The following is a 24489-nucleotide window of genomic DNA, read 5'->3' as shown; positions in this document are numbered from 1 at the left end:
GTGCTTGAGCGCCGCGGGGTTTTTCTTTGGGTCTTGCTTGCTGCGTCCGGTTCGTTACCGGATTCGGATATGGATTGGTGCGCGGCCCGAGCGGTGGGCGACATGAAGGTGGATTCGGGCTTCTGGCTGGTTGGCGCGCCAGGCGCGGGCACCGTGCGACAGAAGCAGGCTGACGAGATCACGCGTCTTTGCCTTGGAACGGTTGAGACCGAGATCGGCGATACGCATTGCCGCCTCGTGAATGGGATGCAGAACCGACTGGCTGCCATGCCCGTTGCCAGACGCAATGTCCGAATAATTCTCGTTGACTGCCATCTTGGAAAGCCTCGCTACTCATTACACAATTCGAGGAGACAGGCGATGTTTCGACCATGAAGCACCGCCTGCGGAAACATTAGTTACTGGAGTGACGCCCAGCAACTCACGCCTTTCTTTTTCAATACGTTACATGCATTTACCGCAGCGTTCTGGCCGTCAAAGCCGCCGAAACGGGCGCGGTAGATCTGGGAGCCGTCCTTGCTGAAGGCGACCGTGAAGGGTTTTGCGGAGCGCAGTGCCGCGCCGCCTTTTTCCTGTGCGTTCTGTAGCAGGCCACGGGCGGAGTTTTCGTCCGGCGATGCGCCGATCTGGATGACCCAGCCACCCTGCGGCGCCTCTGCCCTGGGGGAGACGGAAGGTGCGGCGGATGCGGATGCTGCCGTCGATGCCGTGACGATATTGTCCACCTTGGTCGAGTTGGTGATCAGCTTACGATCGGGAGCGACCGGTGCGCGAACGATCGGATCCTTGCCCTTCTGCCAGGTGGCCGCTTCCATGGCCTTGACTGCGGCATTGGAAGAAGAGCCTGCAAAGGCTGTGACGGGTGCTTCTTCGTAACGGGTCTGCGGAACGGGACCGGCGTTGGGCAGGCCGGAATCGGTTGCGGCGACTGCCACGGAAGGAGAAGGCACGGCTGCCGCCACGGTAACGGGTTCTTCGACCGGGGCAGAACGCGTCTGTGCGATCAGGTTGCTGTTGCCACCGCGCGATGCCTGCGGCAGATAGGTTGCGACGAGCTTGCGCATGGTGGCATCACGGGCGGCGCTAGAGCGTCCGCCGAGAACGACGGCGACGATAGAGCGGCCATCGAGCTGCGCTGATGTCGCCAGATTGCTGCCGGCTGCGCGGGTGTAACCGGTCTTGATGCCATCCACGCCCTTAACCGTTCCGACGAGGCGATTGTGATTGCCAATCACCTGCTTGCCGAAATTGAAGGTTCGGGTGCTGAAATAACCGTAATATTGCGGGAAATGCTGGCGAAGCGCGATGCCGAGACGGGCCTGGTCGCGTGCCGTCGTCATCTGCGCCGTGTTGGGCAGGCCGTTGGCATTGCGATAGGTCGTGCGGGTCATGCCAAGTGCACGGGCCTTTGCCGTCATCATTCTGGCAAAACGGTCTTCCGAGCCGCCGAGATGTTCGCCGAGCGCGGTCGCCATATCGTTTGCGGACCGGGTAACGAGGGCAAGGATAGCCTGTTCCACGGTAACGCTGCCGCCGGCGCGCACGCCGAGCTTCGACGGCGGCTCCTTGGCGGCATTGGCCGAAACAGTCACCCTGGAATCAAGCGAAATACGTCCGCTGTTGAGCGCCTCGAATGTCAGATAAAGCGTCATCATCTTCGTCAACGATGCCGGATAACGCAGACCGTCAGGATCCTCACCATACAGGACCTTGCCAGACTTTGCGTCGATGACGATACCCGCATATTTCGGGTCGGCCTTTGCGGTCTGAACGGATGTTGCGGCTATGAACGCCGCAGCAAGGGTCAACGCAACAAACCTCACGAAAGACGTTGCACCCGCTTTGCGCGAATGTGCTCCAGATAGACTTTTCAACACTGCTGAACTCTTCAATCGCATATTTCTGTTCCGCTCGGACACGCCCCGCCCGATGCTCCGGGAAGAAACTTTATCGGGATGGCGTTACCAAGTGGTTTATGAAAGGTATCCGCCTTCCATAAAATGCGACTTTTCGCACCCAATCTGTGCCGTGCCGTGTCACGGCTTTCCGTCTTTTACGAGGCGTTGCGCGATATAGGTTTTCACATCCGCATCAAGCTTTTGCCATTGCGGCAGCAGATTGGCCGAGAAACGGTAAAACAGGCTGAGGTCCTGGCCAATATGGATATCCCTCTGACAGTCGCTGCCCGTTGCTTCCTGCGGTGGCTGCGGCAGGAGGCAGCGCGCCACAAAGGTATCGTCGTTTTCACGTTCGCCGGTCAGGATGACTTCCTTGCCATAGCCGGAATCGGCGCGCAGGCGATGCAGCAGGAGGCCGTGTTTCAGCGGCACGGGTTCGCCTTCGGTCAGCCGTGAATAGATCGGCCCAAAACGGCCCGACATATCTTCGGACATGGTGCTTTGCGACAGCTGGACGAAGATCAGCCCCGCCGCCTGAGCAGGATCGTCGAAGATCGCGCGATTCGCATCCTCATATCCTTTGAGGTCGGGCCATGTGAGATAGAGGTCAACCCGTTCGCTTTCGCCGCCCTGTCTCTCTAAAGGGGTTCGCAGCGTGTTTTTGGCGAGCCTCAGCCGATCATCGCCGATGGTGATCGCCACCTCATCGGTATCGGTCACATGTCCCGCTTTGAGAATCCGCTCGCCATACCATTTGATGCCGACATTGAGGGCGGCGAGGATGATGAGAAGAATTCCGGCAATGAGGGCTGCGCAGCGCACGAGAGACGATGAAAGCAGGGGTCTTTGGTCGTGCATGGACTTCCATATTCGTTCCGGCCGCCGGATGATTTTCCAGACGGAAAATAGCCGTACAAAGCTTTAACCCGAGGCGGCCGGCATTGAAATGACGTTTTGCCGCTGCTACCTGATACCAACCAAACAAAGGACGGCAGATGGCAGCGCGCGACAGATATTCCCGAAAGCTCGAATGTTCCAAATGTGGTCATCAGGGTTTTGCCGAGGCGTCGGAATCGGATGACAAGAGCCGACGGGATTTGGATTTTCGCATCGATGACATGCCGAGGGGATTTCGCACGGAACGCGCTTCGGGCGATCCGACGGATTTCATGATCCGCTGCGCCCAATGTGGCAATATATTCCGCTTCCAGCAGAAAACCGCCTATGCGCCTGGAGGCGAACCGCGCGTGAAGGCCTGAACGGAAGGTGGTAGTATGACTTTACCCCAACAGCAGAGCGGTGACCCGCAAAGGCGCAAGCCGATCTGGCCCTGGATCGTGCTTCTGGTTCTGACTCTCTCGGCCATCTATTCCTATAATCGCGCCAGCGAGATCATTGCGGAATTCTCCGACACCCTGCCGCCGGCGCTGCTCAACCTGTTCGAGGATATTCTCAGGGGCGACGGCCGGCACGGCAATGGCGGACCAGGCATCGGCGTTTGAGGCAAAGACGTTATAGCGCGGCGCTGGCCTTTTGGCTGCTTTTCCTCTTGCGTGACCATAAAAGAAAAAAGCCCCGCAAACGGGCGGGGCAGGTTGATCGCTCGGGGAAAGTTGGGCAATGCCCGGGAGCGATGGCTTGATATAAGTGACAATAGTGCTGACGCGATAGGTCATTTCCGTCTCAAACAGTACGCCTATGCATAAATTTCGCTCAATATGCAGATTTTTGAACGATGAGTTATGCAAATCTGTAAGACAACTTGACAGACTTTTGCTTTATTCTTTGCATTGCCTCGAATTGCACATATTCGCCTTTAACATAACGTGACATGAGCAAACGTATGGATAAATCGGGAATCCTCTTCGTGGCGCTTTTGCTGGTGCTTGTTGCAATCGTTCTCAGCCTGACACTGTTTGATTCAGCGCAGCAGGTTCCGAATGTTCCTTCCGGGGAAGGCTCGCTGCTGCCGTCTGGAACCGCGCCCGGACAATGATCCGCAAGGGTGTCCTCACAGGGAAAGTGCAGGGAGGCTTCCGCTTGAAGTAGCGGGATTGACGGCCATTTTGAAAACGCTATAAAGCCTCACCACCGAAGGATGGGTGTCCGAGTGGTTTAAGGAACCGGTCTTGAAAACCGGCGTGCGTGAGAGCGTACCGTGGGTTCGAATCCCACCCCATCTGCCATTCCGCCAAAACGATTATGCCGACGCGATGACGCGGGGAAATGATCCCGACGTGTCGTCAAGATTTGGGATGGCCAAAAATCGGCACGACGAGAAACCCGCCCTCCGGCGGGTTCCATGCGGTGGTTTATCCCATCAGATTTCCGGGCAGCCCCGTTCGTTTGCGAATGTGATGCGATCCTGGCCTCGGCGCGTGAACCCTTCGACCACGACACGACCGGGAGTGACGCGCACGACTTCGGGATCGCGTAGTCCGGCCTCGCGGGCGGCAGCGCGCGCTTCGCGTTCGCTACAGCCACGCATACGAGGAGAGCCACGACGGTCCATGTCTCGGTCCCGATCACGATCGCGGATGACAGGGCGAACGCCATCGGGCCCAATTCTGAGCTCCATGTCCTGCGCCCCTGCGGGTACCGTTGCGGCGAAGGATGCGAAGGCGAGGCCGATTGCCAGGCCTGTGGTTTTCATAAACTTGATCATGTTTCCTCCCTCAGCCGAAACCGGCGGAAGCTCGTTTGTTTGCGGGGGGAAAACGCCGTCGTCATCCATTTGTTCCTTGCGTATAGGCTGGGAAGAGACGGCGGGGGCGGTTAGATCGCACCCCAGGAGCGGGCTGGAAGGATAGAAATCATTAACCACGTTCGTTACAATTTTATCGAATTTGCAGAAGTCGTTCGCATTTTCGCCACGTTATGCACAAGATTAAGCGACTGTTAGGTGCTTCGATGGCAGGGGCAAATCATCGAGGCAAGTGAGGGTGCGGTTCTCCAAGCCAGAAGCATGGGCCAATAAGCGTGGGGCAGACGATTTGAAATCTACGGTCAAGAAACTCGGCATCAGCACCAGATCGGGTGTGAAGTGGCTTGCAATTTCCGTGCTTTGCGCCGCGACAGCTTCGTGTTCCACAACCTCTGAGACAAAGCCTAAGCCCAAGCGCAGCAAGGAATATTTCTCGGAATCGGAATATGGCGTCAAAGCCAGCCCGCGTGTGGCCGATGGGAAGAGCATTCCCAAGGGTGGCGGGCGAGAGTTGGTCGGCAATGCCTATACGGTCAAGGGCCGTCGTTATTTTCCGAAAGAAGAGCCGGGTTACAACAAGACCGGTCTCGCCTCCTGGTACGGTTCCGCCTTCCACGGCCGCCTGACGGCGAATGGCGAAGTTTACGATAAAGAACATCTTTCCGCCGCACATCCGACATTTCCCCTGCCGAGCTATGCGCGCATCACCAACATGGAAAATGGCTCTTCGGTGCTGGTACGCGTCAACGATCGCGGACCTTTTCATGAAGGTCGCCTGATCGATGTTTCCAGCAAGACCGCCGATCTTCTCGATATGAAGGCGACAGGTACGGCGAATGTGCGTGTGCAATATGCCGGCCGTGCCCCGCTTGACGGTCACGACATGCCCTATCTGATGGCCTCCTATATTCCGAAGGGTTCGCGCTCGCCGGGCGTGGCGCCGGAAGGGCAGATTGCAACGGGCGTGATGGTGGCTTCGGCCTCTCCGAATTTCGTGCCGGCGCCGGCGTCCAACCCGAATTATGGCGGCTCCACGCAGACGGCGCTGGTCGGCTCCAAGAAGAATGCCGCACTTCAAGCCATGCCGCTGGTGAATGGCGTCCAGCCGGCTTTCGAACAGTTTGTTATCCTGCCGGAAATCGGCCCATTCCTGGCCGAGCGGCCGGAGGGCAATTTCATGCGTGAGCCGGCAGCGCCCGGCGGAAATTATCTGCGCGTGCCGACGCCGTCCTCCAAATATTCGGCGGCCTATTCCGAAGAATCAGCTACGGTTTCCAAGTCCGTGCGCGCCTTCGATAGCGTGCTCGTCGACCGTGGTGCGCTCAACGAGCAATCGATACTCGCCCATGTGAAGCGTCAGCAGGCGAAGTCTCGCTGACGAATTGAGAGTAAGGCTGCCTTTCGCTTTCATGGCGTGCAGCCGGTTGCAGCACGCAGGACTGGGCGGTTTCATGCGCAAGGCCATACATCGCTCTTACCGGTCGGCCATCGTTGTGGCGGCCTTTGCATTTTTCAGTGCGGGCGCGGCGCAAGCGCAGACAGGCCCTTTCATCGCCAAGGCTGAACAGGCCTATATGATCGATGCCGAAACCGGCACGGTGCTTCTTTCGCAAAACGAAGATCAGTCCTTTCCGCCGGCATCGCTTGCCAAGCTGATGACGGTGGAAGTGGTGCTCGATACGCTCTCCAAAGGACAGGTGACGCCGGAAACGGCCTATCCGGTCTCGGAATATGCCTGGCGCACGGGCGGCGCTCCCTCGCGCACCTCCACGATGTTTGCGGCCCTGAAATCCTCAGTCGGCATCAACGAGCTGCTGACCGGCATCATCGTGCAGAATGCCAATGACGGCTGCATCATCGTGGCTGAAGGCATGGCCGGTTCGGATGCCGCTTTCGCCAAGCGCATGACAGCGCGGGCGGGCGAACTTGGCATGAATCGCAGCATATTTTCCAATTCCACGGGACTTCCCGATCCCGGCAACCAGACGACCGCCAGGGATATGGTGCGTCTAGCCCAGCATCTGCACGACACCTATCCCGATCGATACGCGCTTTTCACAAAGCCCGATTTCGAGTGGAACCGGATTTTCCAGCGCAACAAGAACACGCTGCTGATGCCGGGCAGCGGCATAGATGGTCTCGGGCTCGGTTTTGCGGAGGGCAGCGGTTTTGCAGCTGTCGTTTCAGCCGAACGGGAAGGGCGCCGCGTCTATCTGGCACTTGCAGGCATTACCGATGACAAGACGCGACAGGAAGAAGCCCGCCGGGTGGTGGACTGGGGCCTGACGGCCTTCGAAAAACGCCATCTTTTCAGTAAGGATGAAGCCGTCGGCGCCGTCAGCGTTTATGGCGGCGATGTCTCGCATATCGATCTTTCACCGAAGGAAGATGTCAGCGTGCTGGTGCCGGTCAATAATCCGGATCGCATTTCCGGCCGCATCGTCTATCGCTGGCCGCTGAATGCGCCGCTGGATGTCGGCGCGAACGCTGGAACACTCAAGATATTTTCGGGCGAACGGCTGCTGCGTGAAGTGCCGCTTTATACGAAGACGGCGGTGGGCAAAGGTTCGCTCACACAGAATGCGACGGGCGCGCTGAAGGAATTGCTGCTCTTCTGGCTGTGACGGCCATTTTCGCTGCCTTATTCCTATGCTTTTGTTCAGGCACTGGTTTTTCTCAAAAGCGCTTCACACATTTCGCTTCGATGCTGTAAACAGGCATTTCGAATTTCAGGAAACCCGTGCAGGACGAGACATTGGCCGAAAAGACCGGATTGTTCATCAGCTTCGAGGGCGGCGAAGGCGCTGGCAAGTCGACGCAGATTCGCACGCTTGCCGAGGCGCTTCGCGGCCGTGGTTTCGAGGTGGTCGTCACGCGTGAGCCGGGTGGTTCGCCGGGCGCCGAGGCGGTCCGACACGTTATTCTGTCGGGTGCGGCCGAATCGTTCGGCGTGCGCATGGAGGCGATCCTGTTTGCGGCGGCGCGTAACGACCATGTCGAGGAGGTCATTCGCCCGGCGCTTGCGCGCGGCGAGATCGTGCTCTGCGACCGTTTCCTTGACTCCTCGCGTGTCTATCAGGGCACGACCGGCAATCTGGAGCCTGATTTCATTGAGACGCTGCAACGGATAGCCATTGATGGCGTTGTGCCCGAGTTGACGCTGATCTTCGATATCGCTGCCGAAAAGGGCCTGGCCCGCGCCAGAAAACGTGCAGATGAGGGAGCGACCCCCGACCGCTTCGAAAAAGAGGAGATCGAGACCCACGAGAAGCGGCGCGAGGCCTATCTGGATATTGCGCTGGCCGAACCGCGTCGCTGCCGTATCGTCAATGCTGACCAGCCGGAAGACAAGGTAACGGAAGACGTCATGTCATTCGTCGAGCCATTGCTCGAGCGTGCGGGAAACGCTGCGGACGCGGCGCATGAGTGAGGTTCAGGGCGTTCTCGACGGCGCGATTGCGCCGCAGCAGAACACGAGGCTTTTCGGGCATGAAGAGGCGGAGGCGTTCCTTGCGCAATCCTATCGCTCGGGCAAAGGCCATCACGCCATTCTGATCGAAGGACCGGAGGGTATCGGCAAGGCGACGCTCGCCTTCCGTTTCGCCAACCATGTGCTGACCCATCCCGATCCCGCATCCGCACCGGATTTCATTGCTGACCCCGATCCGCAATCGCTCGTCAGCCGGCAGATCACCGCCGGTGCCTCGCATAATCTCCTGCATCTCACCCGTCCGGTGGATGAGAAGACAGGCCGCGTCAAATCTGCGATCACCGTGGACGAGGTGCGGCGGGCAGGGCACTTCTTTTCCCAGACCTCGGGCACGGGCAACTGGCGCATCGTCATCATCGACCCGGCCGACGATCTCAACCGCAATGCCGCGAACGCCATCCTGAAAATTCTGGAGGAGCCGCCGAAACGGGCGATGTTCCTCGTCCTGTCGCATGCGCCGGGAAAATTGCTGCCGACCATCCGCTCGCGCTGCATGCCGCTCCGGCTCCTGCCGCTTTCCGATGCGGCCATGGTGCAGGCGCTCAATCAACTCGGCATCAGCCCCGAAGGCGAAAAACGCGACGCGCTGCTTGCTGCCTCAAAGGGCAGCGTGGCGCAGGCGCTCAAGCTGATGAATTACGGCGGTTCCGACATTGTTGAGGCCTTTGCCGAGGTGATGTCCGCCGAAGGGCCGGGGGCACGCAAGCGCATGCACAAGCTTGCCGAGGTTCTGGCGCAGAAGGACGGCGACATTGTTCTCGGATTCTTCATGGAACATGTGACTGAAGAATTGATGGAGCGGGCCCGGACGGCGGCAATGGCGGGCGATATCGCGGCGGCGGAAAAACATGCGCGGCTTTCCTCGACGCTTTCGGAACGCATCACCGTGGCGCAGGCCTATAATCTCGACAAGAAGCAGATGGTGCTTTCCATTCTGGAAGATATCCGTTCGGTTTAGGCGCCGGGATATGAATCATGCCCAAAATGGGGAAGTTGTTGTTTCGCTGCTGCGAACAATGGTTTAAGAGCGGTCTATCCAAAAAACAGCCTGTAAAGTCGATAGACCGTCATGACAGACAAGACACCGTTCTACATCACCACCGCGATCTCCTACCCCAACGGCAAGCCGCATATCGGCCATGCCTATGAGTTGATTGCGACGGACGCCATGGCACGTTTTCAGCGCCTGGACGGAATGGATGTTTTCTTCCTGACCGGCACGGACGAACACGGCCAGAAGATGCAGCAGACGGCAAGGGCGGAAGGCATTTCGCCGGAAGAGCTGGCGCAGCGCAATTCCGACCAGTTCCGTGAAATGGGCAAGCTGCTCAACGCCTCGAACGACGATTTCATCCGCACCACGGAAGAGCGTCACCACGAGACCTCGCGCAATATCTGGAACCTGATGGCCGATAGCGGTGACATCTACAAGGACAGCTATGCCGGCTGGTATTCCGTGCGCGACGAGGCCTATTACGCCGAGGACGAGACGGAAGTGCGTGCCGACGGTGTCCGTTACGGGCCGCAGGGCACGCCGGTCGAATGGGTGGAAGAGGAAAGCTACTTTTTCAAGCTCTCCGAATATCAGGAAAAACTCCTGAAGCTCTACGAGGAGAACCCAGACTTCATCGGTCCGGCCGAGCGTCGCAACGAGATCATCTCCTTCGTCAAATCCGGCCTGAAGGACCTGTCGATTTCCCGCACTACCTTTGACTGGGGCATCAAGGTTCCCGACGATCCGAAGCACGTCATGTATGTCTGGGTCGATGCGCTGACCAACTACATTACCGCGACCGGCTACATCGAGGACAGGAACGGCCCGCGCGCCAAATATTGGCCTGCCGACGTGCACATCATCGGCAAGGACATCATCCGCTTCCACGCGGTCTACTGGCCGGCCTTCCTGATGAGCGCCAAGCTGCCGCTGCCCAAGCGGGTCTACGCGCACGGCTTCCTGCTCAACAAGGGCGAGAAGATGTCGAAGTCGCTCGGCAACGTCGTCGACCCGGCCAATCTGGTAGCCCATTTCGGCCTCGATCCGGTTCGTTATTTCTTCATGCGCGAAGTCTCTTTCGGCCAGGATGGCAGCTATAACGAAGAGGGCATCGCCACCCGCATCAATGCCGATCTCGCCAATGGCATCGGCAATCTGGCCAGCCGTTCGCTGTCGATGATCGTCAAGAATTGCGACGGGCAGATCCCGACGCCCGGCGCATTCAACGATGACGACAAAGCGATGCTCGCTTCCGCCGACGGGCTGCTTGCGGTCTGCCGCGAGGAAATGGGCAAGCAGCTCATTCACCGCGCGCTTGCTGCTATCATCGCCGTCGTGTCTGAAACCGACCGCTATTTCGCGTCGCAGGAACCGTGGGCGCTGAAGAAGACCGATCCGGAGCGCATGGGCACCGTGCTTTACGTGACGGCCGAAGTGGTGCGCCAGATCGGCATCCTGCTACAGCCCTTCATGCCTCAGTCCTGCGAGAAGCTGCTCGATCTCGTTGCGGCGCCGGCCGACGGCAGAGATTTCACAGCGCTCGGCGAAGCCGGTCGTCTGGTTCCAGGCACACCGCTCGAAGCGCCGAAGCCGGTCTTCCCGCGTTACGTTGCCCCGGAAGCGTGAAGGCGAGACCATGCTGATCGATACCCATTGCCATCTGGATTTTCCCGATTTCGAGGCGGAGCGCGACGATATCATCGCCCGCGCCCACGCCTCGGGTGTGAGCCAGATGGTGACGATCTCGACCCGGGTGCGCCGCCTGCCGGAGCTTTTGAAGATCGCGGACAAATATCCCTCGGTCTTCTGCTCGGTCGGCACACATCCGAACAATGCTGACGAGGAACTGGATATTTCCGCTGACGAGCTGGTGCGGCTGGCGGAGAGTCACGACAAGATCGTGGCGATCGGTGAGGCGGGTCTGGATTATTTCTACGACACGCAGAAGCCGGAGGACCAGAAGACCGGCCTTATTCGTCACATCGAGGCCGCAAGAAGAACGAAGCTACCGCTCGTCATCCACAGCCGCAGCGCCGATGACGATATGGCCGCTATCCTGCGCGCCGAAAGCGGGAAGGGCGCATTTCCCTTCATCCTGCACTGCTTTTCCGCCGGTCCGGAGCTGGCGAAAGCGGGCGTCGAGCTTGGCGGTTACGTGTCTTTTTCCGGCATCCTGACCTTCCCGAAGTCGCAGGATATCCGCGATATCGCCGCCACTGTGCCGCTGGACAGGCTGCTTGTTGAAACGGACGCGCCTTATCTTGCGCCGAAGCGCTGGCGTGGCAAACGCAACGAGCCGTCCTATGTGGTCAATACGGCGGAGGTTCTGGCCGAAGTGCATGGTGTTTCCTTCGAGCATATGGCCGAAATCACCACCGAAAACGCCTTTCGCTGCTTTTCCAAGATGACAAGGGTGTAGGTGTGGCAATCTACCGTCGCCGCTTCACGGTTCTCGGTTGCGCGTCGTCGCCCGGCGTGCCGCGCATCAACGGCGATTGGGGTGCCTGCGACCCTCAAAACCCCAGGAACAGGCGCACGCGCGCGGCCTTCATGGTGGAGCAGATCGGTCCGGATGGCGGCAAAACCACCGTCGTCATCGACACCGGCCCGGATTTCCGCGAGCAGATGATTGCCGCGAAGGTGCAAGCCGTCGATGCTGTGATTTACACCCACGCCCATGCCGACCATCTGCACGGCATCGATGATCTGCGCATCTATTTCGCTCTCCAGAAAAGCCGCATTCCGATCTGGGCCGATCCCGTCACCATGGCGCGCATCCGAGACGGTTTTGCCTATTGCCTGGAGACGCCGGCGGGCAGCAACTATCCGCCGATCGTCAGGCCGCAGCTTATCGCCGATATCAACGACCCTGTTATCATCGACGGGGCAGGCGGGCCGATCCCCTTCAAGGTGCATATGCAGCAGCATGGCGACGTGCATTCGCTGGGTTTTCGCATCGGCGACGTTGCCTATTGCACCGATGTCAGCGATTTTCCGGCGGAAAGCCTGCCCAAGCTTACCGGCCTCGATGTGCTCGTCATCGATGCCTTGCAGTATCGATATCACCCCAGCCATCTTTCGCTGGAACAGGCGCTCGGCTGGATCGAGGCACTCGCACCCAAACGGGCGATCTTGACCCACATGCACATTCCGCTCGATTATGACACGGTGATGCGTGAGACGCCGGATCATGTAGAACCGGCTTACGACCAGATGCGTTTCGAGGTTGAGATCGAAGCGCCCTGAGCACGTCTCCTAAAACCGCATTCGGGTTTTGGACATGACGCGCTTTGAAACAACCAATTAAAGGCGCATGGCGCTTTGGCGCCGTCTGAAAAGGAACAGCATGTCGACCAAGCCTTTCCGTGCACCGAGTATGGCGAGCTTCTTCGACAATCTGCGCGCCAGCCGGCTGCGGGCCATGTTCCGGCGCGGCGAACTTGGTCTCGTCGCGCTCGCCGTTCTCATCGGCGTTGCGGCGGGCCTGTTGGTGGCGCTGATCGGGGCCTTGAGCACGGCGCTGCATATATTGGTCTTCGGTGTGGAGCGGCTGAGCAGCAGCGACCTGTCCGGTCGGATCGTGCTATTCGGGCCAATAATCGGCGGCATGCTGCTTGGCCTCATCATCTTCATTCTGTCGAAGACCCGCAAGAAACCTATGATCGACCCGATCGAGGCGAATGCTCTACATGGCGGTCGCCTGTCGCTGACCGACAGCATCATCGTCTGCGTGCAGAACATCGTTTCCAATGGTTTCGGCGCGTCCGTCGGGCTTGAGGCCGGTTATACGCAGATCGCCAGCGGCGTCGCTTCAAAGATCGGCATCAAACTGAAACTGAGGCGAGGGGACATGCGCATCCTCGTCGGGTGTGGCGCCGCAGGTGCGATCGCCGCGGCCTTCAACGCGCCTCTCACCGGAGCCTTCTACGCCATCGAACTCATCATCGGCACCTATACCGTGGTGACGCTGGCGCCGCTCATCGTCTCTGCACTGGTGGCGACCACCGTCATCGGGCTTATCGGCGGGCATGGTCTGTCGATCGATATTGTCGATGCCAGCCGTGTAACGCCGGCGGATTATGTGCCCGCTATCTTCCTCGGTGTCGTCTGTGCCGCCATCGGCATCGTGCTGATGCAGGTGGTATCCTTCATCGAGGAAACGGCACGCAAAAGCGCCATTCCCGGCTGGCTGCGTCCCACGCTTGGCGGCGTGGCGGTGGGTGGGCTGGCGCTGATTTCGCCGCAGGTTCTCTCGAGCGGCCATGGTGCGCTGCATCTCAACATCGATGCCGAATTGACCATCTATGGGCTGGCCGGGCTGTTTATGCTGAAGGCGGCAGCCAGCGCCATTTCCATCGGCTCGAATTTCCGCGGCGGCCTGTTTTTCGCCTCACTGTTCATGGGCTCGCTGCTCGGCAAGATTTTCGCGCTCTGCGCACCCTATATCGGTTACGGCTCGACGGCTCCCATCGTTTATGCGGTGATCGGCATGAGTGCCTTTGCCGCCGCTATTATCGGTGGGCCGTTGACGATGACGTTTCTGGCGCTGGAATTGACCGGCGACTTCCAGATCACGGCGCTTGTGCTGGCCGCCGTCATCACCACCTCGCTGGTGGTGCGCACCACCTTCGGTTACTCGTTCGCCACCTGGCGTTTTCACCTGCGCGGCGAGAGCATTCGCAGCGCCCATGATATTGGCTGGATCCGCGATCTGACGGTGGGCAAGATGATGCGCGCCGACATCCGCAAGGCCAATGTCAGCATGGGGCTTCCGGCCTTCAAGGAGAAGTTCCCGCTCGGCTCGACGCAGCGGGTGATCATGACTCATGATGACGGGCGTTATGCCGGTATGGTGCTCGTGCCGGAAATCTATGCCGATCCGATGGACCGCGACCCCAGCAAAATCAGCCTCGAGACCTATCTGCACTACAAGAACGACATCTTGCTGCCGACCATGAATGCACGGCAGGCCGCGGCTGCCTTCGATGCGGCGGAAAGCGAAGCACTGGTCGTCGTCAACGACAAGATCGAAAACCGGCCCGTCGGCTTGCTTACCGAGAGCCATACGCTGAGGCGTTATAGCGAAGAGCTTGATCTGAGGCGCCGGGAGGCGTCCGGAGAACTCTAAATTACATTAGGAATTTCCATCTATTTATTGATATATATATGTTATTTCATTTTTATTCTGCAGATTTCTCCGAAAACTCCACAGATGCGACGCTCAATCGTTGACATGATAAATATATCCATTATTCTGGATATATGGATAACATTGGTGCAATAGCAGCGCTTGGCGCTCTCGCTCAATCGACCCGCTTGGAGACCTTCCGGCGTCTCGTACAACACGAGCCCGGGGGCATTCCGGCCGGTGAACTCGCGCGTCTCATTGATGTCCCCCAGAACACGATGTCGGCGCATCTCGCCACGCTTGCGCGGGCAGGGCTGGTCAAAAGCGAACGGCAAAGCCGGTCGATCATCTATCGCGCCGACCTCGAGGGGCTGCGCGCGCTGACCCTGTTTTTGCTGAAAGACTGCTGCGGCGGAGCGACCGAGCTTTGCGCTCCTTTGATTGCCGAACTCACGCCCTGCCGCTGCCAGGAGGCGGAGGCGTTATGAACGCCAAGAACAGGATCACGGCTTTCGTCAGCCTGCCGCTGCAATCCCTCGATCGCATGGCGCTCGAAACGAGACTGCGCAGCATCGCCGCCATGGAAGGCAAAACCGCGCCGCAGGAGAGCCCCGCCTGATGTCTGCTTTCGAACGTTATCTGACCGTCTGGGTGTTTCTGTGCATCGTCGTTGGTGTCGCGCTCGGCCATCTGATGCCCGGCCTCTTTCAGCTCATCGCCACGGCCGAGATCGCCAAGGTGAATATTCCGGTCGCGGTTCTGATCTGGCTGATGATCATTCCGATGTTGCTGAAAATCGATTTCCGCTCTCTCTCGCAGGTCGGTGCATTCTGGCGTGGCATCGGCGTGACCCTGTTCATCAACTGGGCCGTCAAACCGTTCTCGATGGCCATGCTCGGCTGGTTTTTCATCGGCTGGCTGTTCCGCCCTTATCTTCCGGCGGATCAGATCGATTCCTACATCGCCGGGTTGATCATCCTTGCCGCGGCCCCATGCACCGCCATGGTCTTCGTGTGGAGCAATCTCACCCGCGGTGAGCCGCTGTTCACGCTGTCGCAAGTCGCACTCAACGATGCGATCATGGTCGTGGCGTTTGCCCCGATCGTCGGTCTGTTGCTCGGCCTTTCGGCCATCACCGTTCCGTGGGATACGCTCATTCTCTCCGTGGTGCTTTATATTGTCGTGCCCGTCATCCTCGCGCAGATAATCAGGGGCCGGCTTATGGCGGCCGGCACGTCAGCGACGCTGGATCGTTTTCTCTCAACGTTGCAGCCGATCTCGCTGGTGGCGTTGCTTGCGACACTGGTTCTTCTTTTCGCCTTTCAGGGTGAGCAGATCATCGCCCAGCCGGCCGTCATCGGCCTGCTCGCCATACCGATCCTGATTCAGGTCTATCTGAATTCCGGGCTCGCCTATCTTCTCAACAGGATATCGGGTGAAAGGCACTGCGTTGCTGGTCCATCGGCCCTGATCGGCGCCAGCAATTTTTTCGAACTTGCGGTCGCAGCCGCGATCAGCCTGTTCGGCCTTCAGTCGGGTGCAGCGCTGGCAACCGTCGTCGGCGTCCTCATCGAAGTCCCGGTCATGCTTTCGGTCGTCTGGATCGTGAACCGCTCGAAGGACTGGTATGAGGCTGCGCCTGCCCGTTTCCCGAACGACAATCACCGAAAGGCCATGAGTATGGATGTCACGATTTTTCACAATCCGTCGTGCGGAACGTCTCGCAATACGCTGGCGCTGATCCGGGCGGCGGGGATCGAGCCGACCGTGGCGGAGTACCTGCAGGAACCGCCGACGCGTGAAAGGCTCGCAAAAATAATTGCCGACGCGGGTCTGACAGTACGCGAAGCGATACGCGAGAAGGGGACTCCCTATGCCGAACGCGGCCTCGATAATCGGGCCCTAACCGATGATCAGCTGCTCGATGCGATGATGGAAACACCGGTCCTCATCAACCGGCCCTTCGTCATCACACCGCTTGGCACCCGGCTTGCCCGTCCTTCGGAGGTTGTTCTGGATATTCTGCCCGAAACGTTCAAAGGGCCATTCTTTAAAGAGGATGGCGAGCAGGTCCTCGACAATGAAGGAAAACGCATTGCGTGACACATTTCCCGCGCTGCAGGCGCAGCACCTGCACGGAATTGACGAGCAAGCCCTGCGCCCGGCATTTTCGACCCACAAGCCGCGCATCCTGATCCTATACGGGTCTCTGCGCGAGGTTTCCTATAGCCGCCTGCTTGCATTCGAATCGGGTCGGTTGCTTGAACGGCTCGGTTGCGAGGTTCGGATATTCGACCCCAAGGGCCTGCCTTTGCCTGATGAAACACCTGCCAGCCATGCCAAGGTGAAGGAACTGCGTGATCTCTCGCAATGGTCGGAAGGCCAGGTCTGGGTAAGCCCGGAACGCCACGGCGCGATGACCGGCATCATGAAGTCGCAAATCGACTGGATTCCCCTGGCCGTCGGATCAGTCCGGCCGACACAGGGCAAGACACTCGCCGTCATGGAGGTTTCCGGCGGCAGCCAGTCCTTCAACGCCGTGAACCAGATGCGAATTCTCGGCCGGTGGATGCGGATGATCACCATTCCAAACCAGTCCTCGGTTGCCCGGGCATTTCAGGAATTCGATGCGGAAGGCCGGATGAGACCGTCGTCCTATTACGACCGGGTCGTGGACGTCTGCGAGGAGCTGGTGAAATTCACATTGCTGACGCGTGACGCCTCCGCTTATCTCACGGACCGTTACAGTGAACGTAAGGAACAGGCAGCGGAACTGGAAAAGCGCGTTTCACTGAAATCGATCTAAGCGGTCAGTCGCGGCGTATGGAGTGCTCGAACGAACGATAATCGCGCAGATCCTAAGGTTTTAGAGAAGAATAAGTTCCATAATCTATCTTATGCGATTATTGTATGTAAGGGCTATTTAGTAATGCGACAGTTGGGCCAGTTAGAGATGCGATAGTCTCGCCTCTCGACGACTGGTCAATGCCAATGTCGGGAGCAAGGATGACGATCTTCAGCCTGGTCGAGACCATGAGCGGTCGGAGTCGTCATGTCCTGTTTGATCACTATGTCGCAGAAAGAATTGCATCGCCTCGAACTCATCCAGAAGATCCGTGACGAACGCCTGAGCGTTGTCCAGGCCGCCGAGCGGCTCGACCTCAGTCGAAGTCAGGTCCATCGGCTGCTGCAGGCTTATGACCGGGATGGTCCGGCCGGGCTTGTTTCCAAGAAGCGATCGCGACCGAGCAACCGGCGCCATAGCGAGGAGTTCCGCAATGCGGCGCTGGACCTGATCCGCGAACGCTATCTGGATTTCGGTCCGACGCTGGCGCGTGAGAAGCTGATCGAGCTGCACCGGATCTCGGTCGCCAAGGAGACCCTGCGGCAATGGATGACCGAGGCCGGCATCTGGGTCTCGCGTCGGGAAAGCAAGAAGCGGGTTTTCCAGCCACGCGGCCGACGTGATTGCTTTGGCGAACTGGTGCAGATCGATGGCTCGCATCACTGGTGGTTCGAGAACCGTGGGCCCAAATGCGCCCTGCTCGTCTATATCGACGACGCCACCGGCAAGCTGCTGCATCTACGGTTTGCCGGCTCGGAGAACACCTTCGACTATCTGCACGCGACCAAGGCCTATCTGCAGCAATGGGGCAAACCGCTGGCCTTCTACAGTGACAAGCACGGTGTCTTTCGTTCGACCCATGCGTCGGAGAAGGACCGGACGAGCGGCCTGACACAATTCGGCCGCGCGCTTTATGAGCTGAACATCGATATCATCTGTGCCAATACCCCGCAGGCCAAAGGCCGCGTCGAACGTGCGAACCAGACACTGCAGGATCGGCTGGTCAAGGAAATGCGGCTGCGCGGCATCGACACGATCGAGGAAGCCAACGCCTATGCGCCTGAGTTCATTGCGGATTTCAACGCGCGTTTTGGCAAACAGCCGCGTAATCCGAAGGACATGCACCGGCCGTTGGCCGACCACGAGAACCTCGATGGCGCCATGTGCCGCAAGGAAGTTCGCACGCTGTCGCAGGCTTTGACGCTGCGCTATGACAAGGTGCTGTTCATCCTTGATCCGATAGATCTTTCCAGGTCCCTGGCGGGTAAGAAGGTCGTCGTTTGCGACTATCCGGACGGGCGCCTCGAGATCATGCACGAGAGTTTTGCCCTGCCCTACAGAACCTTTGACACGTTACGCTCCGTGCATCGCGCCGAGGTCGTCGATAACAAGCGGTTGGACGACATGCTGTCTGTTGTCGCCGAGCTGCAGGCTGGGCGGGAGCAGCAGCGCAGCAAGGGCGGACCACGGCGAACTGGGCAGACGGACCATATGTTCGGCATTCGCGATGGCAGCACGGGGAACGGCTACCAGAAGCGTGGACGCAAGCCGAGAACGGATTACATGAACGATCCGGCGGTGATCGCACGGCGGGAGAAAGCGTTATTGAGGCAGCCGACTGCGGAATAAAGGGCGTCAATGCACGCCGATATCGCTTTGCGTATCTGACTCCAATTGCAGGCAGGCGGACCAAAGCGGCGTCTTGTGGAAGGCTCCGTCTTGAAGAAGCGTGAGCCCTTCTCGTGCCTCATAAAGCAGGCCCAGCCAGCACAGGCGCCGCAGGACGCCATATTGGAGATCGGATTTGAGCTCCCAGGCTTCCAAGGTCATTTCGGTGGCGGACAGAGGTGCCATGTCTGGATAGAGGATCTTCACGACCTCCGATGGCGTACAGCCCTCTCTCGCCTTGATATTGAGAAGATTGAGGAACATGCGCCACCAACGTAACCGAGCTTGGACCTCTTCTTTGCGCTCGGTAGCGTGGACATAGGAGTAGAGATAATCCGTGGCGACGAGATCGAAGAAGGCTTGCGGGTTCACCAGAAACTCGTGACCTCGTTTGGTTGGCAGCAGCACATCCTTTTTCTGGCGAAGAAGCTTCAGATGGCGGGTCATGTCCCGCACGACCCAGAGCGGCGGCATGTCACTTTCGTTCAGCACTTTGCTCATGCTGTGGAGGTCTTCGGCTGTGAAGTCGGGCCAAAGGAAATTCACAGCGGCCCAGTGCACGAACTTGCGGTTCATGGCGCCGGTCGCGGTCAATCCTATGCCACCCTCAGCGTCAGCATAGGCAACCGCAAGAAGCATGCCGCGAAGAAGAGGTGACAGCGCGGCGCCATCGACGTCACCCTGCAGCTTGATTTCCGGAAGCATCGTTCCGCTTTGATCCCTACCCGCCCCATGCGGCGTAAAGGAGTATCAGCCGGCGATGGAAGAATTGCTACTGAGAAAGCTAAAGCCGAAGGGGTGGTCCCTCACCCGCCCCCGCTCCGCCCTTTCAACCCGGCCCAGCCGGCCGGATCGGGGGCTGATCATCAGAGCCGGTGTCGCGTTTCTAACTGGCTGGCGACACCGCATCTCTAACCAGCTTTGACATTGTATGGCGATAGATTGCATCTCTGTGGCTGATCGGATGGCACCGATTTGACCATCTGTCGCCAATCACATGGATTAAATGCTTCCCTGCGGTGTTCTCCTGAGTGCGACCACGTACTCACAAAGGAACCTCCGCCGTGAAATACACCTATTCCCTCACTTTCCTGATGGCGGCATTGGCCTGCACTCCGGTGTCCGCCAGCCCGTTCTCGTCCGCTGCCGGACGCTATCGCATCGATCCCACCTCCCATATCGGGTTTTCAATCGACCAGGTTGCCGGTCCGGGAATCAAAGGCGCAATCCTCGACATATCAGGCCGGTTCGACATCGATCCGGACCAGCCGGCCAAGTCTTACGTGGAAATCAGCTTGAATCCGTCCAGCGTCAAGACGGGGCAAGAGCGGGTGGAAAACTTCCTGAAATCCAGCGCGGTTTTTAATATCGCCGCTTACCCGCAGATCGTGTTTCGCTCCAACCGGGTCGTTCAGGATGGACCACGCAGCGCGGTAGTCGAAGGCATATTGACAGCCAGAGGCGTCTCTCGACCCGAGACCTTTCACGCGACATTCGTTGAACAGCAAAAGGGATCGGTTACCTTCCATGTCACCGGCAATGTTCCCCGCATGCCCTATGGCATGGGCGTGGGCGTACCGCTCTATTCGAATACGGTGGCATTCGACATCGATCTGAAGGGCGTCAGATAAAAAGCCGCAGACGCATCAAAAAATCATCGAGGCGGGAATAAATTCCGTCGACCGGTGTTTTATCCAGTATCGGGCACGGTGTCCGATCCATTTCCTCAAAGGACCATCTCATGCGTGCGCATCATTTCGTTCTGGCCGGCGCCCTCGTGCTCGCCGCAACCGCCGCCCTTGCCGAGCTTTATGCCGGTGGCGCCGTGGTTGAAAAGGCAACGGCCAAGGGCACTATCCTCACCGACGCCAAAGGCATGACGCTCTATACATTCGACAATGACGGCGACGCCTCATCGGCCTGCTATGATAGCTGCGCGAAAAAATGGCCACCCCTCGCCGCCCTGAAAACCGACAAGGCGGATGGCGACTACAAACCGATCGCCCGCAAGGACGGCACGATGCAATGGTCGCATGACGGAAAGCCGCTTTATCGCTGGCAGATGGACAAGAAACCCGGAGACATTACAGGCGATGGCGTCGGCGGCGTTTGGCACGTTGCCAAGGAGTAACTCCAATGCCGGACTTTCTGGACGAGATGACAAGTTGCATACCAGCGCTCCGACGTTACGCGAATGCACTGACGCATGATCGTGACACGGCTGACGATCTCGTCCAGGACTGTCTGGAAAGAGCGATCCGCAAAAAGGCGTTATGGCGACCGCAGGGTCCGTTGCGCCCTTGGCTGTATCGGGTGCTCGTCAATGTCTACCGCAACAATCTGCGCGGTAGTAAACGCCGGCCCCAGCAAATTCCTATTGACGACGCTGCGGAACAACTGGTCGTCCCGGCGGCGCAGACGGGTCGGGTCGCGCTTGCGGAAATGGCCCGCGCCATCGAAAAACTGTCCGGCGAACACCGTGAGGCTCTGCTCCTCGTCGTTGTCGAGGGCCTGACCTATACGGAAGCCGCGAATATTCTTGAAATTCCCCTTGGCACACTGATGTCCCGTCTGGGGCGAGCGCGAACTGCGCTTGCCCGCATGACCCAGGAAGACCAGCCAAATCTCAAGGTGATAAAATGACCGGCAACGAGCCACAGATAACCGAAGCCGATCTGCTCTCTTATGTCGACGGGCAGCTTGAAGACGACAGGCTCAATGCCGTTCGTGCCCACCTCACCTCCAATCCGGCCGACGCCCGCAAGGTCAAGATGTGGCAGCAGCAAAATGCGACGCTGACCGCTCTTTATGGCCCTCTCGACACCAATGTTGTACCCGATCGCCTCGATGTATTCCGCATTGAGCGGCGCATGCGATCGGAACGGGCTGACTGGCGCAATAGGGCGGCGGCAGCCGTCATTGTTTTTGCCATCGGGCTGACAGGCGGCTGGTTAGGACGCGGGCTTGTATCCGATGTTGCCGAACCTGCTTCCATCGTGGCGGATGCAGCGCAGGCACATAAGCTTTTTGCGAGCGACGTTCTGCATCCGGTGGAGGTCCGCGCTGATAGCGAAGATGCTCAAAACCTGCCGAAATGGCTCTCCAAGCGGTTGGACCGTAAAATCAACATCCCGGATCTCACCCGTCACGGCCTCTCCCTCGTTGGTGGTCGTGTGCTGCCCGGTTCCGAAGGCCCTGCCGCCCAGCTTATGTACGAAGACAAAGGCGGGCAGCGTATCACCCTTTACATCGTTGCTGCGGCCGACTCGAGCGACAGCGCCATGCGGCGCTCCAGCGTCGGTTCGCTGGAAACGGTGTCATGGGACGACGAAATGATCCGATGCGCCCTGGTCGGCAACCTGCCGACGGACCGCATGGACGCCATCGCCAGAGACACCTATCAACAGCTGAGTTAACCGATGCAAGATTTTGGCGATAATTCTGGGAGAGCCCCGGCTGCTGGACGCAGCTGGCGCAACACGCCCTCATCCTTTGGGCTGGTGGCGATCGCATTCCATTGGACGATCGCTGTTCTTTTCGTAGCGCAGCTCGCATTGGGATATCTGATGAGCCGCGACAGCATCGACCCGGTCCTTCAGTTTAATTTTTTCCAGTATCACAAGTCGATCGGATTTCTGGTGCTGGCGCTGGCCGTGCCGCGTTGCCTCTGGTCGGTTTTCAGTAGGAAACCGCGGGCTGTCGATGGCGAAGGTCCGGTTTCGAGGTTCGCCGCGCGGGTCGCTCACTCGGCATTGCTGTTCCTGACCCTGGCGGTTCCCCTCGCCGGTTGGGCTGTCGCATCGACCTCTCCCTTGCAGATCCCCAGCTACGTCTTTGATCTTGTTGTCGTTCCGGGATTGCCCATGACGATCTCTGATCAAGCCGAGGCCTTCTGGAGTGACGTTCACGCCACCCTCGCCTATCTCGCGGCCGTCATCGTCCTTCTTCATGTGATAGCGGCGCTATGGCACCATTTCATCCGCAGAGATCCGACACTTCGTCGCATGCTTCCCCTTCCGGACACCACGGATAACAGCCGCCGGGAAATCTCCTCCGGACAATAGGGAGACGGTCGACGAGTTGCACAAAAGCTGCAGGCGCAACCTGTTTCAGCCGCACGATGCGCGGAGGACTCCCTTTCAGGACCATCATTTGTTATCTTCGCCCGCGAAGAGCATTGGCGCATCGAGGTAGACTTTGCCTAAGTAAATACCGGTCTCAATCCAGTTTCACCCGTATTGCGGATAGCCAGAGGCTGTCGGCGTATGATCATGTTCATCGGGTGGTGGCAAGAGACCGGTCTGGCATTGTTAAAATGTGCCTTGCACAGCCCTGCTGTCTCCGCTCTTCGCCCACCCAGGACATCGCCACGCCGTACCCGCAAGGGTTTTCTCCTGCACCATCTTGGTGGACTTCCAAACGGAAGACCAAGACACCATGTGCAACCTTCTTCGGGTCCAATGGACCATTACACCACGAACGGCGCCCCAGCCCTGGCTTGCCTGCAACGGATGCGGTGAGCTCAGAGCATTTCAGGCCAGCGGCAAGATCCGGCTCAATGCCAACGGCCGTAAACTCGATGCCTGGCTCATCTACAGATGCCTGATCTGCGACAAAAGCTGGAACCGGTCAATCTTCGAGCGGCAGAATGTCCGCGACATAAGCCCGCCTGTTCTGGAGGCGCTGCTGTGCAACGATCCGCAATGGATAAGAGCCGAAACCTTCAACGTCGAGGCGTTGAGACGCAAGTCGCAGCGTATCGACGAGTTTCCGGACTTCTATATCGAGAAAAGGATACGGGACGAACCCACCGACTGGGCCGCGGCCGAGATCGATCTCACGGTTCCGTTTCCGGCTAGCATACGTCTCGATCGCCTGCTGGCTTCCGAACTGGGGCTTTCACGCTCAATGCTGCAGAAGCTTCATGATGGTGGCCAGATACGGGCGCAATCCGACCTTTTGCGGCGGCGTCTCAGGAACGGTACACGGATTGTGATCGAGTGCCGTGACGGGTTTGATAGGGAGCGGCTCTGGAAACCGGCGATGACCGGCCTCTGAGGGCAGCGTGAGGGTCTGCAAGTTCAGGCCCTCGCCTGCTCATCGAGGCGGTTCAGCCATGCGCTGGAAGAGACCTTTTTCTATTTCATCGGGCTTGCGGAACGAAGAGGAGTGGTAAAAAAATCCGCCGTCTGACGAGGGTATTCGGCGTAATGAAAAGCTCATCTTATATCGCACGGGTAGGTATCGCGGCGATGTTTGCCTCCACTCAATCAGCCAGTGCGGGGCCTGAAGATCACCATTGGTCGAAGGATCCGGCGAGCCATTGCGCATTCGTCGTGCCGGCTTCGATGACCGAGGGGCCGGCCTTCTGGACAGGCGCTTGTGTCGACGGAAAGGCGTCCGGAATCGGCATGCTCCGTCGCCGGGATGGCGGTCGCGCCGGGGCTGCTTTCCTTGGTAAAATGAGGAATGGCCTTCCTGAGATCGGTGTCGTCGATCTGGGCGACGGGTATCGGGCGGGCAAGTTCAGCGACGGCGATATTGGTGGCGAGGCCGAGCTTGAGCCTCAGCTGCGGATAGATGCGTTTCGTATTGCAGCAGACGCCGCAAGGCAGGTTAGCGCCAAATACGCGGCAGAGAAGAATGAAGCCTCCGCTCAGCTCTATGGCACCATGGCGGAAACCCTTGAAGCTCAGATCGAATAGGTACCCCTGCGCGGTGATGTCATCGACAGGCGCTGAAAAGCTCTGGCCATTTCAGGC

The 24489-nt window shown here is 58.8% G+C and carries 27 protein-coding genes, 1 tRNA gene and 2 pseudogenes; 25 read left to right on the top strand and 5 right to left on the bottom strand.

The window, feature by feature from the left end:
• Window positions 1-54: 54 nt before the first annotated feature.
• The 3 genes from GSF67_RS06070 to GSF67_RS06060 all read right to left on the bottom strand — a co-directional run bounded on the left by GSF67_RS06070 (window position 55) and on the right by GSF67_RS06060 (window position 2756).
• Window positions 55-315, bottom strand: coding sequence for a hypothetical protein (locus GSF67_RS06070; protein WP_006316234.1), 261 nt, complete (start codon window positions 313-315; stop codon window positions 55-57).
• Between the two features lie 83 nt (window positions 316-398).
• Entirely contained in the window at window positions 399-1898 is a 1500-nt protein-coding gene (locus GSF67_RS06065) for a D-alanyl-D-alanine carboxypeptidase family protein (protein WP_080808869.1), read from the bottom strand.
• Window positions 1899-2036: 138 nt separating this feature from the next.
• Entirely contained in the window at window positions 2037-2756 is a 720-nt protein-coding gene (locus GSF67_RS06060; protein ID WP_006316232.1) for a hypothetical protein, read from the bottom strand.
• A 137-nt stretch (window positions 2757-2893) separates the two neighbouring features.
• Here GSF67_RS06060 and GSF67_RS06055 point away from each other — a divergent pair, with 137 nt between their 5' ends.
• From GSF67_RS06055 to GSF67_RS06040, 4 genes are all read left to right on the top strand, one after another.
• A complete protein-coding gene (locus GSF67_RS06055; protein WP_006316231.1) occupies window positions 2894-3157 on the top strand; it encodes a hypothetical protein in 264 nt (87 codons plus the stop codon).
• A gap of 15 nt (window positions 3158-3172) precedes the next feature.
• The gene (locus tag GSF67_RS06050) at window positions 3173-3400 is read left to right on the top strand and encodes a hypothetical protein (RefSeq protein WP_006316230.1); all 228 of its coding nucleotides are present in this window, start codon (window positions 3173-3175) and stop codon (window positions 3398-3400) included.
• 329 nt (window positions 3401-3729) lie between these two features.
• Window positions 3730-3894 (top strand): hypothetical protein, encoded by a 165-nt coding sequence (locus GSF67_RS06045; protein WP_083816056.1) that lies wholly within the window; start codon window positions 3730-3732, stop codon window positions 3892-3894.
• Between the two features lie 100 nt (window positions 3895-3994).
• A tRNA-Ser gene (locus tag GSF67_RS06040) sits at window positions 3995-4084 on the top strand.
• A gap of 134 nt (window positions 4085-4218) precedes the next feature.
• Here the strand turns inward: GSF67_RS06040 and GSF67_RS06035 are convergent.
• A complete protein-coding gene (locus GSF67_RS06035; protein ID WP_010971673.1) occupies window positions 4219-4563 on the bottom strand; it encodes a hypothetical protein in 345 nt (114 codons plus the stop codon).
• A 328-nt stretch (window positions 4564-4891) separates the two neighbouring features.
• On the opposite strand from GSF67_RS06035, the gene GSF67_RS06030 reads away from it, so the two are divergent.
• From GSF67_RS06030 to GSF67_RS05965, 14 genes and pseudogenes are all read left to right on the top strand, one after another.
• On the top strand, window positions 4892-5980 hold the full coding sequence (locus tag GSF67_RS06030) for a septal ring lytic transglycosylase RlpA family protein (protein WP_006316227.1): 1089 nt from the start codon (window positions 4892-4894) through the stop codon (window positions 5978-5980).
• A 73-nt stretch (window positions 5981-6053) separates the two neighbouring features.
• On the top strand, window positions 6054-7226 hold the full coding sequence (locus GSF67_RS06025) for a D-alanyl-D-alanine carboxypeptidase family protein (RefSeq protein ID WP_006316226.1): 1173 nt from the start codon (window positions 6054-6056) through the stop codon (window positions 7224-7226).
• A gap of 131 nt (window positions 7227-7357) precedes the next feature.
• A complete protein-coding gene (gene tmk / locus GSF67_RS06020; protein ID WP_035216759.1) occupies window positions 7358-8032 on the top strand; it encodes a dTMP kinase in 675 nt (224 codons plus the stop codon).
• Complete coding sequence (locus GSF67_RS06015; protein WP_006316215.1) at window positions 8025-9050, top strand: DNA polymerase III subunit delta'; 1026 nt, start codon at window positions 8025-8027, stop codon at window positions 9048-9050. Before tmk ends, GSF67_RS06015 begins: the two co-directional genes overlap by 8 nt.
• A 111-nt stretch (window positions 9051-9161) precedes the next feature.
• Window positions 9162-10712 carry a methionine--tRNA ligase gene (metG, locus tag GSF67_RS06010; RefSeq protein WP_006316214.1) on the top strand — a complete coding sequence of 517 codons (1551 nt, stop codon included), beginning with the start codon at window positions 9162-9164 and terminating at the stop codon, window positions 10710-10712.
• Window positions 10713-10722: 10 nt separating this feature from the next.
• Window positions 10723-11505: a TatD family hydrolase gene (locus tag GSF67_RS06005; protein WP_006316213.1), complete on the top strand. Its 783-nt coding sequence runs from the start codon at window positions 10723-10725 to the stop codon at window positions 11503-11505.
• A gap of 2 nt (window positions 11506-11507) precedes the next feature.
• Window positions 11508-12332, top strand: coding sequence for an MBL fold metallo-hydrolase (locus tag GSF67_RS06000; protein ID WP_006316212.1), 825 nt, complete (start codon window positions 11508-11510; stop codon window positions 12330-12332).
• A gap of 100 nt (window positions 12333-12432) precedes the next feature.
• Entirely contained in the window at window positions 12433-14214 is a 1782-nt protein-coding gene (locus GSF67_RS05995; protein WP_371814442.1) for a chloride channel protein, read from the top strand.
• 134 nt (window positions 14215-14348) lie between these two features.
• Complete coding sequence (locus GSF67_RS05990; RefSeq protein WP_006316210.1) at window positions 14349-14702, top strand: helix-turn-helix transcriptional regulator; 354 nt, start codon at window positions 14349-14351, stop codon at window positions 14700-14702.
• A gap of 5 nt (window positions 14703-14707) precedes the next feature.
• A pseudogene (locus GSF67_RS05985) lies at window positions 14708-14833 on the top strand (arsenate reductase ArsC); the annotation flags it as partial.
• A pseudogene (gene arsB / locus GSF67_RS05980) lies at window positions 14833-15892 on the top strand (ACR3 family arsenite efflux transporter). The pseudogenes GSF67_RS05985 and arsB, both read left to right, overlap by 1 nt.
• Complete coding sequence (gene arsC / locus GSF67_RS05975; RefSeq protein ID WP_035216747.1) at window positions 15889-16317, top strand: arsenate reductase (glutaredoxin); 429 nt, start codon at window positions 15889-15891, stop codon at window positions 16315-16317. The pseudogene arsB and the gene arsC overlap by 4 nt, the downstream one beginning before the upstream one ends.
• Window positions 16295-17020: an arsenical resistance protein ArsH gene (arsH, locus tag GSF67_RS05970; protein WP_006316207.1), complete on the top strand. Its 726-nt coding sequence runs from the start codon at window positions 16295-16297 to the stop codon at window positions 17018-17020. Before arsC ends, arsH begins: the two co-directional genes overlap by 23 nt.
• Before the next feature lie 246 nt (window positions 17021-17266).
• Window positions 17267-18688 (top strand): ISNCY-like element ISRel10 family transposase, encoded by a 1422-nt coding sequence (locus GSF67_RS05965; RefSeq protein ID WP_035216922.1) that lies wholly within the window; start codon window positions 17267-17269, stop codon window positions 18686-18688.
• Window positions 18689-18694: 6 nt separating this feature from the next.
• Here the strand turns inward: GSF67_RS05965 and GSF67_RS05960 are convergent, their stop codons facing one another.
• On the bottom strand, window positions 18695-19432 hold the full coding sequence (locus GSF67_RS05960; protein WP_006316654.1) for a hypothetical protein: 738 nt from the start codon (window positions 19430-19432) through the stop codon (window positions 18695-18697).
• Window positions 19433-19791: 359 nt separating this feature from the next.
• On the opposite strand from GSF67_RS05960, the gene GSF67_RS05955 reads away from it, so the two are divergent.
• The 7 genes from GSF67_RS05955 to GSF67_RS05925 all read left to right on the top strand — a co-directional run bounded on the left by GSF67_RS05955 (window position 19792) and on the right by GSF67_RS05925 (window position 24432).
• Entirely contained in the window at window positions 19792-20358 is a 567-nt protein-coding gene (locus tag GSF67_RS05955; RefSeq protein ID WP_006315308.1) for a YceI family protein, read from the top strand.
• A 110-nt stretch (window positions 20359-20468) separates the two neighbouring features.
• Window positions 20469-20858 carry a hypothetical protein gene (locus GSF67_RS05950; protein WP_006315309.1) on the top strand — a complete coding sequence of 130 codons (390 nt, stop codon included), beginning with the start codon at window positions 20469-20471 and terminating at the stop codon, window positions 20856-20858.
• 5 nt (window positions 20859-20863) lie between these two features.
• Complete coding sequence (locus tag GSF67_RS05945) at window positions 20864-21370, top strand: sigma-70 family RNA polymerase sigma factor (RefSeq protein ID WP_006315312.1); 507 nt, start codon at window positions 20864-20866, stop codon at window positions 21368-21370.
• Window positions 21367-22143 (top strand): anti-sigma factor, encoded by a 777-nt coding sequence (locus GSF67_RS05940; RefSeq protein WP_006315313.1) that lies wholly within the window; start codon window positions 21367-21369, stop codon window positions 22141-22143. The genes GSF67_RS05945 and GSF67_RS05940 overlap by 4 nt, the downstream gene beginning before the upstream one ends.
• Before the next feature lie 3 nt (window positions 22144-22146).
• Window positions 22147-22791: a cytochrome b gene (locus tag GSF67_RS05935; RefSeq protein ID WP_006315314.1), complete on the top strand. Its 645-nt coding sequence runs from the start codon at window positions 22147-22149 to the stop codon at window positions 22789-22791.
• Window positions 22792-23164: 373 nt separating this feature from the next.
• Complete coding sequence (locus GSF67_RS05930; RefSeq protein WP_006315315.1) at window positions 23165-23785, top strand: DUF1062 domain-containing protein; 621 nt, start codon at window positions 23165-23167, stop codon at window positions 23783-23785.
• Between the two features lie 152 nt (window positions 23786-23937).
• The gene (locus GSF67_RS05925; protein WP_035216332.1) at window positions 23938-24432 is read left to right on the top strand and encodes a hypothetical protein; all 495 of its coding nucleotides are present in this window, start codon (window positions 23938-23940) and stop codon (window positions 24430-24432) included.
• Window positions 24433-24489 lie beyond the last annotated feature (57 nt).

It is taken from the genome of Agrobacterium sp. CGMCC 11546 (assembly GCF_013365515.1).
Classification (GTDB): Bacteria; Pseudomonadota; Alphaproteobacteria; order Rhizobiales; family Rhizobiaceae; genus Agrobacterium; species Agrobacterium fabrum.
Note: the sequence above shows the minus strand (reverse complement) of the source record. Positions and strands in the feature narration are given on the sequence as shown.

Bases quoted from the DNA above. Each gene is read 5' to 3' on its own strand.
- GSF67_RS06035 (WP_010971673.1), bottom strand. From the start codon at position 4,563: ATGATCAAGTTTATGAAAACCACAGGCCTGGCAATCGGCCTCGCCTTC.
- GSF67_RS06070 (WP_006316234.1), bottom strand. From the start codon at position 315: ATGGCAGTCAACGAGAATTATTCGGACATTGCGTCTGGCAACGGGCAT.
- GSF67_RS06005 (WP_006316213.1), top strand. From the start codon at position 10,723: ATGCTGATCGATACCCATTGCCATCTGGATTTTCCCGATTTCGAGGCG.
- GSF67_RS06015 (WP_006316215.1), top strand. From the start codon at position 8,025: ATGAGTGAGGTTCAGGGCGTTCTCGACGGCGCGATTGCGCCGCAGCAG.
- GSF67_RS05950 (WP_006315309.1), top strand. From the start codon at position 20,469: ATGCGTGCGCATCATTTCGTTCTGGCCGGCGCCCTCGTGCTCGCCGCA.
- GSF67_RS05945 (WP_006315312.1), top strand. From the start codon at position 20,864: ATGCCGGACTTTCTGGACGAGATGACAAGTTGCATACCAGCGCTCCGA.
- GSF67_RS06045 (WP_083816056.1), top strand. From the start codon at position 3,730: ATGAGCAAACGTATGGATAAATCGGGAATCCTCTTCGTGGCGCTTTTG.
- arsH (WP_006316207.1), top strand. From the start codon at position 16,295: ATGAAGGAAAACGCATTGCGTGACACATTTCCCGCGCTGCAGGCGCAG.
- GSF67_RS06065 (WP_080808869.1), bottom strand. From the start codon at position 1,898: ATGCGATTGAAGAGTTCAGCAGTGTTGAAAAGTCTATCTGGAGCACAT.
- GSF67_RS06025 (WP_006316226.1), top strand. From the start codon at position 6,054: ATGCGCAAGGCCATACATCGCTCTTACCGGTCGGCCATCGTTGTGGCG.
- GSF67_RS06060 (WP_006316232.1), bottom strand. From the start codon at position 2,756: ATGCACGACCAAAGACCCCTGCTTTCATCGTCTCTCGTGCGCTGCGCA.
- metG (WP_006316214.1), top strand. From the start codon at position 9,162: ATGACAGACAAGACACCGTTCTACATCACCACCGCGATCTCCTACCCC.
- GSF67_RS06050 (WP_006316230.1), top strand. From the start codon at position 3,173: ATGACTTTACCCCAACAGCAGAGCGGTGACCCGCAAAGGCGCAAGCCG.
- GSF67_RS05925 (WP_035216332.1), top strand. From the start codon at position 23,938: ATGAAAAGCTCATCTTATATCGCACGGGTAGGTATCGCGGCGATGTTT.
- arsC (WP_035216747.1), top strand. From the start codon at position 15,889: ATGAGTATGGATGTCACGATTTTTCACAATCCGTCGTGCGGAACGTCT.
- GSF67_RS05995 (WP_371814442.1), top strand. From the start codon at position 12,433: ATGTCGACCAAGCCTTTCCGTGCACCGAGTATGGCGAGCTTCTTCGAC.
- GSF67_RS05965 (WP_035216922.1), top strand. From the start codon at position 17,267: ATGTCCTGTTTGATCACTATGTCGCAGAAAGAATTGCATCGCCTCGAA.
- GSF67_RS05990 (WP_006316210.1), top strand. From the start codon at position 14,349: ATGGATAACATTGGTGCAATAGCAGCGCTTGGCGCTCTCGCTCAATCG.
- GSF67_RS06055 (WP_006316231.1), top strand. From the start codon at position 2,894: ATGGCAGCGCGCGACAGATATTCCCGAAAGCTCGAATGTTCCAAATGT.
- GSF67_RS05960 (WP_006316654.1), bottom strand. From the start codon at position 19,432: ATGCTTCCGGAAATCAAGCTGCAGGGTGACGTCGATGGCGCCGCGCTG.
- GSF67_RS05940 (WP_006315313.1), top strand. From the start codon at position 21,367: ATGACCGGCAACGAGCCACAGATAACCGAAGCCGATCTGCTCTCTTAT.
- GSF67_RS05930 (WP_006315315.1), top strand. From the start codon at position 23,165: ATGTGCAACCTTCTTCGGGTCCAATGGACCATTACACCACGAACGGCG.
- GSF67_RS05935 (WP_006315314.1), top strand. From the start codon at position 22,147: ATGCAAGATTTTGGCGATAATTCTGGGAGAGCCCCGGCTGCTGGACGC.